The organism is Pseudomonas sp. FW305-25 (assembly GCF_017351415.1).
GTDB classification, from domain to species: Bacteria; Pseudomonadota; Gammaproteobacteria; order Pseudomonadales; family Pseudomonadaceae; genus Aquipseudomonas; species Aquipseudomonas chlororaphis.
This window is the reverse complement of sequence record NZ_JACNDE010000005.1, coordinates 258,077-270,189: the sequence shown is the minus strand read 5'-3', so window position 1 is coordinate 270,189 and position 12,113 is coordinate 258,077. Positions and strand designations below refer to the sequence as shown.

Annotated in this window: 12 protein-coding genes and 1 pseudogene; 7 read left to right on the top strand and 6 right to left on the bottom strand. The window is 60.1% G+C overall.

Features of this window, described 5'->3' with window-relative positions; translation table 11 throughout:
- Positions 1-77: 77 nt before the first annotated feature.
- From J4E58_RS07910 to J4E58_RS07885, 6 genes are all read left to right on the top strand, one after another.
- Entirely contained in the window at positions 78-1,163 is a 1,086-nt protein-coding gene (locus J4E58_RS07910; RefSeq protein ID WP_256583112.1) for a class II histone deacetylase, read from the top strand.
- Between the two features lie 63 nt (positions 1,164-1,226).
- The gene (locus J4E58_RS07905) at positions 1,227-1,448 is read left to right on the top strand and encodes a hypothetical protein (RefSeq protein WP_143481885.1); all 222 of its coding nucleotides are present in this window, start codon (positions 1,227-1,229) and stop codon (positions 1,446-1,448) included.
- Position 1,449: 1 nt separating this feature from the next.
- Positions 1,450-2,964: a sodium:solute symporter gene (locus tag J4E58_RS07900; protein WP_087090745.1), complete on the top strand. Its 1,515-nt coding sequence runs from the start codon at positions 1,450-1,452 to the stop codon at positions 2,962-2,964.
- Between the two features lie 172 nt (positions 2,965-3,136).
- Positions 3,137-3,514, top strand: a complete 378-nt coding sequence (locus J4E58_RS07895; RefSeq protein ID WP_087090743.1) for a hypothetical protein — start codon at positions 3,137-3,139, stop codon at positions 3,512-3,514.
- 83 nt (positions 3,515-3,597) lie between these two features.
- Positions 3,598-4,704: a polyamine ABC transporter substrate-binding protein gene (locus tag J4E58_RS07890; RefSeq protein ID WP_370686819.1), complete on the top strand. Its 1,107-nt coding sequence runs from the start codon at positions 3,598-3,600 to the stop codon at positions 4,702-4,704.
- Between the two features lie 356 nt (positions 4,705-5,060).
- Positions 5,061-6,773, top strand: coding sequence for an amidase (locus tag J4E58_RS07885; protein WP_087090739.1), 1,713 nt, complete (start codon positions 5,061-5,063; stop codon positions 6,771-6,773).
- Positions 6,774-6,830: 57 nt separating this feature from the next.
- Here the strand turns inward: J4E58_RS07885 and J4E58_RS07880 are convergent, their stop codons facing one another.
- Positions 6,831-7,040 carry a hypothetical protein gene (locus tag J4E58_RS07880; protein WP_172963004.1) on the bottom strand — a complete coding sequence of 70 codons (210 nt, stop codon included), beginning with the start codon at positions 7,038-7,040 and terminating at the stop codon, positions 6,831-6,833.
- Between the two features lie 62 nt (positions 7,041-7,102).
- On the opposite strand from J4E58_RS07880, the pseudogene J4E58_RS07875 reads away from it, so the two are divergent.
- Positions 7,103-7,258: pseudogene (locus J4E58_RS07875) on the top strand (Tn3 family transposase); the annotation flags it as partial.
- A 49-nt stretch (positions 7,259-7,307) separates the two neighbouring features.
- Here J4E58_RS07875 and J4E58_RS07870 read toward each other — a convergent pair.
- Genes J4E58_RS07870 through J4E58_RS07850 form a run of 5 tightly spaced genes read right to left on the bottom strand, consistent with a single transcriptional unit; the run spans position 7,308 to position 12,083 of the window.
- A complete protein-coding gene (locus tag J4E58_RS07870) occupies positions 7,308-7,850 on the bottom strand; it encodes a flavin reductase family protein (RefSeq protein WP_087090735.1) in 543 nt (180 codons plus the stop codon).
- A 24-nt stretch (positions 7,851-7,874) separates the two neighbouring features.
- Positions 7,875-9,110, bottom strand: coding sequence for a cation:proton antiporter (locus J4E58_RS07865; protein ID WP_087090733.1), 1,236 nt, complete (start codon positions 9,108-9,110; stop codon positions 7,875-7,877).
- Positions 9,107-9,265 (bottom strand): flavin reductase, encoded by a 159-nt coding sequence (locus J4E58_RS07860; protein ID WP_087090731.1) that lies wholly within the window; start codon positions 9,263-9,265, stop codon positions 9,107-9,109. The genes J4E58_RS07865 and J4E58_RS07860 overlap by 4 nt, the downstream gene beginning before the upstream one ends.
- A complete protein-coding gene (locus J4E58_RS07855; RefSeq protein ID WP_087090728.1) occupies positions 9,265-10,356 on the bottom strand; it encodes a Rieske 2Fe-2S domain-containing protein in 1,092 nt (363 codons plus the stop codon). The genes J4E58_RS07860 and J4E58_RS07855 overlap by 1 nt, the downstream gene beginning before the upstream one ends.
- A complete protein-coding gene (locus tag J4E58_RS07850; RefSeq protein ID WP_087090726.1) occupies positions 10,353-12,083 on the bottom strand; it encodes an NAD(P)/FAD-dependent oxidoreductase in 1,731 nt (576 codons plus the stop codon). Before J4E58_RS07850 ends, J4E58_RS07855 begins: the two co-directional genes overlap by 4 nt.
- Positions 12,084-12,113: the final 30 nt, after the last annotated feature.

The window sequence follows — 12,113 nt, the reverse complement described above, 5'->3', positions numbered from 1 at the left end:
AATCCATTGCAACTCTAATAACAGATTTGATGACGAGGTAGAAAATGGGTACTGGGTTCGTTTGGCATGAGCTATTCATGTGGCATTCGACGGGGTGTCATGCCGGAATCTACAAACCAGGGCTGACGATCCAGCCTGGTACTCCATTCGAAGAGGCTGAAACGAAACGACGCTTCAAAAATCTTTTGGATGTCAGTGGCATTACGGACGATTTGTTGCACATTCGCCCCCGAGCGTTACGGCGAGATGAACTCGAAAGGGTTCATTCGGCTGCCTACCTGGATGAACTTGAGGCAATGTCAAAGGCCGGGGGTGGAGCCTTCAGCGCCAACACGCCCTTTGGCGCAGGTAGCTATGAGATCGCGGCGCTGTCCGCGGGCGGCGTCGTTGAGGCCGTAGATGCAGTGATGCGTGGGGATGTGAAAAACGCCTACGCACTGGTTCGCCCACCAGGACACCATGCCGTTGCCGATGCGGCGATGGGCTTCTGCCTTTTCGCCAACGGATCTCTTGCCGCTAAACATGCAATCGAAAAGCATGGCCTGGAACGCGTCGCCATCGTGGATTGGGATGTCCACCACGGTAATGGCGCGCAAGACATCTTCTGGGAATCGTCCAAGGTCCTGACGATCTCCATTCACCAAAAGGGAAATTACCCCAGTGACAGTGGGCATGCCGAAGAGCGCGGCCTTGGCGCCGGCGCTGGCTACAACCTGAATATCCCCATGCTTCCAGGTTCCGGTCACGGCGCTTATCTGGGAGCGATGGACACCCTCATCGTGCCGGCGCTCAGGGCATTCGACCCACAGCTGATCATCGTCTCCTGCGGCTTCGATGCCGGAGCTTACGACCCCTTGGGTCGAATGTTGCTCCATAGCGATAGCTTCCGAGACTTGACACAAAGAGTGATGGAGGTCGCGCAGATCTCATGCAACGGAAAGTTGGTGATGTGCCACGAGGGTGGCTATGAACAGAACACTGTTCCCTACATGGGGCTTGCGGTTATCGAGACCTTGAGCGGTATCAAAACCGCTATTTCAGACCCCAACCTCGATGACATGAAGGGGCTTTTCGGCCAGGAGACACAGAGCTACCAGCGCGAACATCTCATGGAGATAAGAAAGCTACTGCAATGTCCTGCCGAAGCAGCACGCCGTAGCTGACACTCGCAAAATATGTAATCGACACATTTCAGTCCATTCAAACAATAAGCCTAAGGTCTTGCCATGTCGCAACGTATTGCCGAGCGTGATGCAAACACATCACAACCACTCTTGATAAAACTCATCGTGTTCGCGGACTTTCTTCTGATGCTAGCAGCGCCGTTGCATTGGCACTTCGCAAACGGATCACCCACGCAAGCCCTTACTTACTTCCTGGGATCAAGCTTGTTCGTGGCACTGTCTCTTCCGCTGATCGCGGCATGCTCAAAACAAGAGGGTGAATAAAATGCAGATGCTCATTGGCTACGGCGGGGTGTTAATTTTCTTCCTGATCATTATTTATGCTCTGGAAAAGAGCCACAAAACTGATGGATCGGGCAGTTTCAGCGAATACGCAACGGGTGGACGTTCCTTCGGTAGCTTCTACTCAACCATGGCGTTCGTGAACACCTGGCTTCCGGGGACCATTTTCATCTCTTTCGCGGGCTTCGCGGCGTCCTCGGGAATCATCGGGTTCTACTACGTCCCCTACTCGCTTCTCGCGGTAGTGCTCATGTTCCTCCTGGCCAAGCCAGTACACATGTGGGGCAAAGCGTTTGACCTTCGCACGCAAGCTGACCTTCTCGGCCTGCGTTACAACTCAAAGACAGTGCGGGTGGTCGCCGCGGCGATCGGCATCATCGCGTCCTTCCCGTGGATCGTGCTGGGCATGCAATCTCTGACACTTGTTTTCACCCACTTATCGTTCGGTGCCGTAAGCGCTAGCACTGCAGTCTTCATCGGTATCGGCCTGATTGTCGCTCGTCAAATCTGGACCATCCGCTTCGGCGCCCGGGGCGTCATCGTCAGCGACATGATCCAGGGAATCGCGGCCTATCTGATTGGGACGCTTATCGCGCTGGGTCTGCTGGTCTGGCTGATCACCAATGGGCATGGATTCGGGCAATCCAGTTCCAGCCTGTTCACCATTCCAGGCCCTGGCAGCGAGCTCGGGCCTCTGTACCTGTTCTCCTTGATCGTCACTGGCGCTTTGGGTGGATGGTGCTGGCCGGACATCTTCGTCAGGCTCTTCGCTTCTCGTAGCACCAGGACAATCCAGAAGTCAGCAGTTCAGGTCGCACCCATTCTGCTTATATTCGGCACCTCGATCACTCTGCTGGCCTTGAGCGCCTCGACGCTTCCCGGGGTTCAAGAGTCTCCGGACGCCGTGTGGTTCATCGCAGCTGAAGTCGGTGGGGTGCTTGTGGTGACGCTGGCCGGCATCTGCGTGGTAGCAGCAACCATGGGTAACGTCGGCGCCAATCTGCAAGCACTCGGCGCACAGACAGCGAATGACATCGTTGGGGTACTGCAGGAACGTCGGATTGAGAACCACCGCATTGGACAATTGACCGTAGCAATACTGACCATCCTTGCAGCAGTCTTCGCGGTATCAACCACTAAATCCAGCCACCTGATCACTCTTGCAATGACCTCCTACCAGGGCATAGTCCAACTGGCTCCAACCATTTTCCTCGGGATCTTCTGGAAACGTGGAACGGCTGCAGCCGCGGTCTGCTCGATGATCAGCGGATTCGTGTGTGCCGGGGTTCTACAGTGGTACTTTCCGACCTCCCTGCCTCAACTGGGGGGCTTGACCTCGGGAGTGGTTGCTTTAGCTGTGAACTTCGCGGTGTACGTAACTATCACCCTGCTCTTCCCCGCCACTGCCGCAGAGCGCCAGAGGGTGAATGAGCTCTACCTCTTCATTGACTCCCCTCAGACGAAAAGCACCGCCAAGAGCAACCTGGCTATTTCGTAATAAATCGCCCTGGTCGCCAAGGACGTCGACCAGGACTTTGTTACCCCGGGAGCTTATTTCGGACTACTGCATTCCAGGCAGTAGAAAGCTCAAGATACGACGTACATCCGCCCGGTGCGAAACCGCATCGAGCGGCTTATCGCTGCACAGGGCGCAGTAGCTGGAGATGACCATGGTCATGGTTGAGGAATGCGGCTACGCCAAAGAGCTCACCTACCCCAATAGAGGCATTCCCCCCTCTTGCCCTTGCTCCTACCCTACTGACTCGCTCATCACTTTTTTTGGTCGATTTGATGGCAGTTCGGCGAGGGTTTGTGCAATGAAGAGCGGTTCTATCTGGCATGAAATTTACATCGTGCCTTACATGGGCCTAGCCGTTATTGAGACATCGAGCGAGCAGTCCACTGCCATTACCGATCCCAACTTTGCTGATATGCAGGGTATGACAGGAGAAACGCTACGCCCCCATCAACGCGAATGGATTGCCAATTTGCTGACAGAACTTCAAGCCCCCTTGTTGTCAGTTCCGAAAGAAGAGTGCTGTGTATGAACACACTTTCGACATCCAGAAAATACTTATCTAACGCATGTTTGCGTTTAAACATAGTTCCTACAAAGGTTGGATTAAAATTGATCAAGAACAGCCCCATTCGCTTGCTTGGCAAAGTCCTTTGCGGGCTCGGCCTGCTCAGCTCTCTCGCCCACGCCGAAGATCGCACCTTGCGGGTCTATAACTGGTTCGACTACATCACCCCCAAGGCCCTGGAAGATTTCAAGGCCCAGAACACGCAGACCAAACTGGTCTACGACGTCTACGACACCAACGAAACCCTGGAAGCCAAGCTGCTCACCGGCAACTCCGGTTATGACGTGGTGAACCCGGGCGACATGTTCTTCGCTAAAGAGATCGCGGCGGGAGTGTTCCAGCCACTGGACCGCAGCAAGCTGCCAAACTGGAAACACCTCGATCCCAATCTGATGAAGCTGGTCGAAGACAACGACCCGGGCAATAAATTCGGTGTGCCCTATATGTACGGCACCGTCCTGATAGGTTTCAACCCGGCAAAAGTCAAAGCCGCGCTGGGGGATAACGCACCGGTGGACAGCTGGGACCTGATCTTCAAGGAAGAGAACATCAGCAAGCTCAAGCAGTGCGGCGTGGCCCTGCTCGACTCGCCGTCGGAGATTCTGCCGTTGGCCCTGCGACACCTCGGCCTGGACCCCAACAGCGCCAACCCGGCGGACTACACCAAGGCTGAAGAACTGTTGATGAAGATCCGTCCGTTTATCACCTACTTCCACTCGTCCAAGTACATGGCCGATATCGCCAACGGCGATATCTGTGTCGCAGTCGGTTACTCCGGTAGCTTCTTCCAGGCCAACAACCGTGCCAAGGACGCCAAGAATGGCGTGGTGGTCGACATGCGCCTGCCCAAGGAAGGCGCACCCGTCTGGTTTGACATGCTCTCGATCCCGAAATCAGCGAAAAATCCGGAAGACGCCTACGCCTTCATCAACTACTTGTTGGAACCGAAAGTCATCGCGCCAATCAGCGACTTTGTCGGCTACCCGAACCCGAACAAGGACGCCACTGAACTGGTTGACCCGGCAATCCGCAACAACCCGAACCTGTACCCGACCGAAGCGACCATGAAAACGCTCTACAGCGTGAAACCGCTGCCCCGTGAGGCGGAGCGTGCACGAACCCGGGCCTGGACAAGAATCAAGTCAGGTGTCTGAGCCCGACAAGATCGAGGCTTGGCACAGACTCTATAGCCGTTGCCGAAGCCACAGTTGCTAAAGGGCCCCGGGGGGCGCCCGATCAAAGGTCTGGATTAGTTCAGCGACGGTCTGATTCAGACCGTCGCTGTTCGGTCGGACGCCGCCGACGGCGTGCGAATCTTTACATCAAGTTCGCCTCTTCTGCTGATTGCCAAATAGAACCCACAGGTTGCAAGTCCCGAACCTGCCGCATAATTCAGTGCAACGAGAACCACTATGAAAGTCCATTTTGAGTTTAGTGATGCCCTTAAGTCCGAGCTCCAGCGTGATGGAAACAATCGCCTGTTCAACCATCAGCAGTCGGCGGCAACAGCATGATCGAGGTCACCGAGGTTTCCATTGCCCAACTGCGCGCTGCACTCGAATCCGGCCAGACCACGGCGGTTGAACTGGTCCAGGCCTATCTCGCCAGGATCGATGCCTACGACGGCCCCGACACACCTACCGCCCTCAATGCGGTGGTGGTCCGCAACCCTGAGGCGCTCAAGGAAGCACAAGCCTCCGATGCCCGTCGGGCCACGGGTCAGACGCTGGGACCGCTCGATGGCATCCCTTACACCGCCAAGGACAGTTATCTGGTCAAGGGCCTCACCGCGGCTTCCGGCAGCCCCGCCTTCGCCAGGCTGATCGCCTATCGCGACGCATTCACCATCGAACGCCTGCGCGCCGCCGGGGCGATCTGCCTGGGCAAGACCAATATGCCGCCCATGGCTAACGGCGGCATGCAGCGCGGGGCCTATGGCCGCGCGGAAAGCCCGTACAACGCCGCCTACCTCACCGCGCCCTTCGCCTCGGGCTCGTCGAACGGCGCGGGTACCGCCACCGCCGCCAGCTTCGCCGCCTTCGGCCTGGCGGAAGAAACCTGGTCGAGCGGCCGGGGGCCTGCCTCGAACAACGGTTTGTGTGCCTATACCCCTTCGCGCGGGGTGATTTCGGTGCGAGGCAACTGGCCATTGGTACCGACGATGGACGTTGTCGTACCCTATGCCAGAACCATGGGGGACCTCCTTGAGGTGCTCGACATGGTGGTGGCCGAAGACCCCGACACACGCGGCGATCTGTGGCGGATGCAGCCCTGGGTGCCGATCCCGAGCGTGGCTTCGGTGCGTCCAGCCTCCTATGTGTCACTGGCGGCGAACAGTGGAGCACTCGCTGGAAAGCGCTTCGGCGTGCCGCGCATGTACATCAACGCCGACCCTGAGGCGGGCACCAGCGAGGCGCCGGGGATCGGTGGCCCGACCGGGCAACGCATCGACACCCGCCCTTCAGTGATCGGCCTTTGGGAACAAGCTCGCCAGGCACTCGAAGCCGCGGGTGCAGAAGTACTTGATGTCGACTTTCCTCTGGTCTCCAACTACGAGGGTGATCGCCCTGGCGCGTCAAAGGTGTTCCATCGCGCACTAGTGCCTGAAGAGTTCCAGCACCATGAATTGTGGGAGCTTTCGGCCTGGGCCTTCGATGACTTTCTGCGGGCCAACAACGATCCGAAATTGCACCGTCTGGTCGACGTCGACGGGCCGCAGATTTTTCCACACGATCCAGGCGCTCTGCCCTGTCAACAGGGTGCCTTTGCCATTGACATGAGCGAGTACGTGCAGATAGCCGAGCGAGGCATTACCCCTTGGGATCAGATCGCCACTCTTGCTGGCGGACTCCGAGGGCTTGAGCAGACGCGCCGGATCGACCTTGAAGACTGGATGGATCGGCTCGGCCTTGATGCGGTGATCTTCCCCACCGTGGCCGACGTCGGCCCGGCGAATGCCGACGTCGATCCGCATTCAGCGGACATCGCCTGGAGCAATGGCGTCTGGGTCGCCAACGGCAACCTCGCCATCCGGCACCTGGGCGTGCCCACGGTCACAGTGCCTATGGGCGTTATGCCGGACATCGGCATGCCGGTTGGACTGACCTTTGCCGGCCGTGCCTATGACGACTCGACGCTGCTGCGTTTGGCTTCAGCGTTTGAGTCGACTGGTACGAAGCGCATGATCCCGCCTCGTACCCCGCCATTGTCCGCGGACAATTGACAGAAAGGTCGGGATTGGGGAGCTACCAACGCCAATCCCTCCCAAAGACGGCAAGCTTTAGTCTTGTTGGTCCTGTGAATCATCCCTTTTTTGTAGACGCCTTGAAGGACCGATTCTGGCCGAGTCCTGCCATCGATGAATGACAACCAAAGTTCTGGCGGCACGGCTGAAGAAAAGGCAGCGCTCCCCGACGGCGGTCGCCAGATCGGGGGGCGGTGGCAATGCTTCAACTGCCGGTGCGAAAAATGAACGACGTTGCTTGGTCATCAGACACCTCTATCCGGCGAGCACTCTCGCCTAAATGGGTGTCCGGTCTCATTAGACCACTACAGTTAAAACAGCACGGCTACCCGGTACAGGACGAGGATCTGGCTAGGTTGTCGTCGCTGATCTTCGAGCACATCAATATGTTGGGGCAGTACTCCTTTGCGGTACCGGAAGAAGTCGCCCGAGGTGAACTGCGGCCACTACACAATCCAGACGAAGATCAGTGCCCCTCCCGCCAAAAGATCACACAAACCGGGCTATTCGAGCTTAAGAGCACTTTCTGTTCCATTGCTCCCCCAAACCCCGGTACTGGCCTGCATGGAAGACCAGCGGTTCTGCGCCGCTGTATCGGTATTGTTCGATCTCGCCAATGAAGATCAGGTGGTCACCGCCCTCGTACTGGGTGACGTTGCGGCACACCAGCACTGCCACCACATCGTCCAGCACCGGGGCTCCCGCCTTGCCATAGGAATGAGCTACACCGGCGAACTTGTCAGCTGCTGCCCGTGCGAACTGCTCCGACAAGTGGTGCTGGTGCGCGCCCAGCACGTTGATGGCGAAGTGGCTCGCTGAGCAAAAAACCTTCAGGCTCGGTGCCGTGCGTGCCAGGCTCCAGAGCACCAGCGCCGGCGACAGCGACAGCGAGGAGAACGAGTTGGCGGTCACACCGACGTTGCGGCCGTCAGCGGTGCGCGTGGTGATCACGGTCACACCGGTAGCGAACTGTCCCAGCAAGTTACGCAGTTCGCGGACACCGCGGCCCTCGGCATCGAGCAAATCGTGAGCCTTGGTTTTTGTGGCGGCATTCATGGTGATCTCTCCCCTCAAGCTGGCTCAGGCAGCCTGTTGGCTCATTGCGCGCGATTGCACGCGCAGCGTGAATCGAATCAACGGTGCGGTCAGCGCCGTGGTCACCAGCGCGAACACCACGAGGATCGTGTAGACCCTTGGCGGAAGGATCTGCATCTGCAGACCGATTGACAGGACGATCAGCTCCATCAAGCCGCGCGTATTCATCAACGAGCTCACCAGCATCGCATCGTGTGGCGCAAGCCCGGTGGCACGCGCGCCCAGATAGCTGCCGCCGAACTTGCCGATGAATCCACCCGCGAGGAATACACCGAACCACATCCATGATGCCGCGTCGTCGATCGTGCCGACCGACGCATGCAGCCCCGCATACGCGAAGAACACCGGCATCAGCACAAGCTTGACGAAACCTTCGACGTGGTCGCGCCACTCCTTCGCAACGCCGGGCACGCGCCGCACGAACAGCGCCGCCGCAAGCGCGCCAAATGCGCTATGGAATCCGATCAGCGACGTCGCGAGTGCCGACGCTATTACGAAGCAGAACAACACGGCCAAGCGGTCGCGCGCCGCATGCGCAGTCGATGCGAGCCGCGCAAGCGTCGGTCGAACCACGAAGCGCACCAGGAGCGCGCACAGCACCAGATACGCGAGCAGGCTGAGGAGCATGCGCGCAAATGCCCAGCCAGGCCCGCTCGATAGCGAGGCAATCGTTGCAAGCAGCATCCATCCGAGCGCATCCGTCAGCATCGCGGCAGACATTGCGTGCCGTGCGCCCATCATGGCGCTGAGCTCCAGGTCGTCGATGATGCGCGCCATCACCGGCACCGCTGATACCGCAAGTGCGACACCGCAGAAGAGTACATAGGGCAGCGCCGGTGCGTCGCTGGCGAGCGTGTCTTTCGAGACGATGGCGACGATCATGCCGATCGCGGCTGGTGCGACGAGCCCGCCCGCTGCGATCGCGACGGGCATGCGCCAGCGCTTGCCGCGCAGCGTCTCGCCCAATTCCATATGCAGACCGACCTGAAACATCAGCAGTATCAGGCCGACTTCGCTGACTTGCGCCATCGCTGACAGCGCACTTGGGCCGAACAACAGGTCGTAGAAACTCGGTGCGATCACGCCGAACAGCGAAGGCCCCAACAGCAGACCGGCTGCGATCTCGCCGACGACCGCGCACTGGCCGAGCCGTTCGGCAATGCGGCCGCAGACGTTGCAGAGCGCGATCACCAGCACGAGTTGCAACAGCCAGATAGTCATGAATGCCTCGGCAAGAGCGACACCGACACGAAGCGGGTGGCCGCGAACCCAAGCGGGCCCGCCGCGCCGTACGCCGTGATGACCGTGACGCCGCTCGCCAGCTTCGCGAGCGCCTGGCGCAGCGATACGGCCGAAACCGGCTCGGCTTCACGCATCACCGCTCACTCGCGACGCGGTCGACCCAGCCCCGGTAGAACGCACGGTACTTGAGTACAAGCTTGTCGTACTTGCTGTACGCGCCGCCGCCGTCCGGCTTCATCCCGTTCCAGATTTTGACGTCGTACCCCGCCGCCTGCCTGGTCTGCAGCCCGAACAGCACGAAGTCGGTCGCCCGGCGCAGGATGCCGCCCACCTTCTTGATCGAGATGAGCATGTGCATGACGTTCTTGCCGTCGCTCACCGGCGTCACACACTGGAGCAGCTTGTATTTGACGTTTCCGTCCAGGGCGACGGTCATGACGCACCCGCCGGGGTAGCCATCGAAGTGCAGGTTCATCTGCGACATGTTCAGGCCGAGCGCGCGCGACAGCATGCCGAGGGGGCCGAAGTACCGGTCCACGGTGAAATCGATCCCGGCACCGAACCACGCGCCCGCCAGGGCCAGCGACTCAACCTCCGGCCACCGGCGCCAATCGTCGAAGAGCTTGAGCTCGAAGGCCGAGACCGGGAGCGCGTGCACGGGGGTCGCGTGCTGCGCGTCGTAGAAGTTCTCGACGATCCGCAAGACCGCCGTCGTCGTCTCGAACGCGAAGTGCAGGTGCATAAAGTCGCCGTTGTCGACGTCGGCCGCGGCGATTTCGGGCAGCGGGTGCAGCGGCTGCGGGGAGCCGTACCAGACCCACACGTAGCCGTATCGCTCGACGGTGACCAACGTCGGCTGGCGCGCCCCGCGCGGCACGGGCTCCAGCCGGGGCACCGCCTGGCTGTGGCCGGGGATGTGAACGCACTGGCCCTGCTCGTCGTACCGCCAGTGGTGAAACGGGCACTGGAGGCACCCGTCCTTGACCCGCCCGTCAGCCAGGTTCGCGCCTAGGTGCGAACAGTGGCGGTCCATCACCACGGCCCGCCCCGTCGCTCCGCGCCACGCCACGCACGGACGGCCGAAGAGCGTCAACTCCGTCGGCTTGTCCTTGAGGTCGTCCGAGCGCATCGCGACGTACCAGCTCGCGGCCAGGCGCGTGGTCGCGTCGTACACGCCCGGGGGACGCTTCTTGACGCTCGCTTGATCCAATTGAATGTCGTTCATCGTTTTTCTGTCGTCGTCGGCCGACTACTTTTCAGCGCCAGGCCGATGCGGGTCGTGATGTACGCCTTGAGCAGCGCGAACATCGGGTTGTAGTCGAAGTACTTTTTCACCTCTGCCGGCGCGCTGGTTTGCGTCCAGTGCATCAGCTTCATCGCCGGCACCAGGCTGTACTTCGAGTTGTTGAGCTGCGGCTTGTCCCCGGTGATGCAGTACCCGAAGCCGAACATCGGCTTGGCGAAGTCTCGTTCGTCGATGAGGGCGTGAATCCGCGCCGCGGCCTCCTCGGCCGGCTTGCGCCCGGCGCTCACGGCCTCGACCTCGGCCTTGGCGTCGTTGAACAACTGGTAGTACTCCTCCATGTCCGCGCACAGGTACCCGAGATACGGGGGATCGTTGTCGAGGTGATCGAGGTCGCCCTCGTCGCGCGACGCGCGGAACCTCGCGTGGGCTTGCACGAGCCGGAACTGCCCGAGGATTGTGCCGACCGCCCACAGCCTGTGGAACGCGTCCCATAGGCGGAAGTCCGAGAACGCCGTGTAGCAGCAGCTGACGAAGTCGTCGTTGTGGTCCAGAAGCTTTTGCTGCAGGCGCTCGATGTACTCGAAGCGCTCGGGGGAGAAGTCGTCGTCGCGCAGCGCTTTGATGAGGCGCGCCGCGAGCGCGTGGATAGTCACCGCGGTGTTCTCGAGCCCCCGGGAGAAGAGCGGGTCGATGAACCCATTCGCGTGCAGCATCAGGCAGTAACGGTCGCCGACGCAGGCGTTCGACGAGAACTGCAGGCGGTCGGTCTTGACCCAGTCGCGCACTGGCACGGCGTCCCGGAACTGCGCCGCGATGCTCGGGAACCGCGCGAGGAACTCGTCGAATTCCTGCTGCGCGCAGATGTCCGTTTTCGGGTAGACCCGCGGGTCGAGCTGCAGGCCGACGCTCACCAGGTTGTTGGTCGACCGCGGGTGGTTGTTGAACGGAATCACCCAGAGCCAGCCGCCCGTGAACATGTGGTGCAAGGTCCCTTCGTGCCAGCGCCAGCGCTGCCCCTTGACCTTGAAGATGTCGTCGAACGGCTTGACCCCGAGCATGTGCGTGTAGAGGCTGCGCGAGTGCGTCTTGAAGCGACACGGCTCTTCGCGGAGCCCGAACTTGGTCGCGAGCGGCGCGCGGGGCCCTCCGCAGTCGATCATGTACCGGCCGGTGAACCGATCGCCCTGGGCGGTGGTCACCGCGACGCCGTCCTTGTCCGCGTGATATTCGGTCACGCTCGTCTTCTGGCGGACCGTGCAGCCGTATTTGATGGCCGCTTGCAACAGATAGGCGTCGACGTCCTGCCGGTAATAATGGCTCTCCGGCCCCCACGGCAGCTCGGGAATCACGCACTGCGTGAACTCCTTCGGGTTGTGCTCCTGGCCGGGCTTGTGGAACACGAAGCCGAAGTTGCGCTTGATGCCCGTGCTCGACGCGACGTAGCGTTGCGTCGAGTAGAACGACGTAATGTGGTCGAGCTCCGGAATGCCGTAGCGATCGGCGATGATGCGGTTCATGAGAGACGTCTCGGGGATCGACGATTCGCCGATCGTGAACCGCGGGTGCGACGACTCCTCGATGATCAGCACGCGAAACTGTTGTTTGGCCAAGATGGCCCCCATCTGGGTACCGGACATGCCCGAGCCGAGGATGATTACGTCGAAGTGGTTGCTATCGTGTCCGTTCGCGGGGCTCTTCTGAGTCATGGGGGCAAACTCTCCTTGTGAGATAACACT

Excerpts from the sequence above, each read along its gene's own strand:
- J4E58_RS07860 (WP_087090731.1), bottom strand. The coding sequence starts at position 9,265 with ATGCGTGAAGCCGAGCCGGTTTCGGCCGTATCGCTGCGCCAGGCGCTC.
- J4E58_RS07880 (WP_172963004.1), bottom strand. The coding sequence starts at position 7,040 with ATGACCAAGCAACGTCGTTCATTTTTCGCACCGGCAGTTGAAGCATTG.
- J4E58_RS07850 (WP_087090726.1), bottom strand. The coding sequence starts at position 12,083 with ATGACTCAGAAGAGCCCCGCGAACGGACACGATAGCAACCACTTCGAC.
- J4E58_RS07900 (WP_087090745.1), top strand. The coding sequence starts at position 1,450 with ATGCAGATGCTCATTGGCTACGGCGGGGTGTTAATTTTCTTCCTGATC.
- J4E58_RS07865 (WP_087090733.1), bottom strand. The coding sequence starts at position 9,110 with ATGACTATCTGGCTGTTGCAACTCGTGCTGGTGATCGCGCTCTGCAAC.
- J4E58_RS07855 (WP_087090728.1), bottom strand. The coding sequence starts at position 10,356 with ATGAACGACATTCAATTGGATCAAGCGAGCGTCAAGAAGCGTCCCCCG.
- J4E58_RS07905 (WP_143481885.1), top strand. The coding sequence starts at position 1,227 with ATGTCGCAACGTATTGCCGAGCGTGATGCAAACACATCACAACCACTC.
- J4E58_RS07910 (WP_256583112.1), top strand. The coding sequence starts at position 78 with ATGTGGCATTCGACGGGGTGTCATGCCGGAATCTACAAACCAGGGCTG.
- J4E58_RS07895 (WP_087090743.1), top strand. The coding sequence starts at position 3,137 with ATGGTCATGGTTGAGGAATGCGGCTACGCCAAAGAGCTCACCTACCCC.
- J4E58_RS07870 (WP_087090735.1), bottom strand. The coding sequence starts at position 7,850 with ATGAATGCCGCCACAAAAACCAAGGCTCACGATTTGCTCGATGCCGAG.
- J4E58_RS07885 (WP_087090739.1), top strand. The coding sequence starts at position 5,061 with ATGATCGAGGTCACCGAGGTTTCCATTGCCCAACTGCGCGCTGCACTC.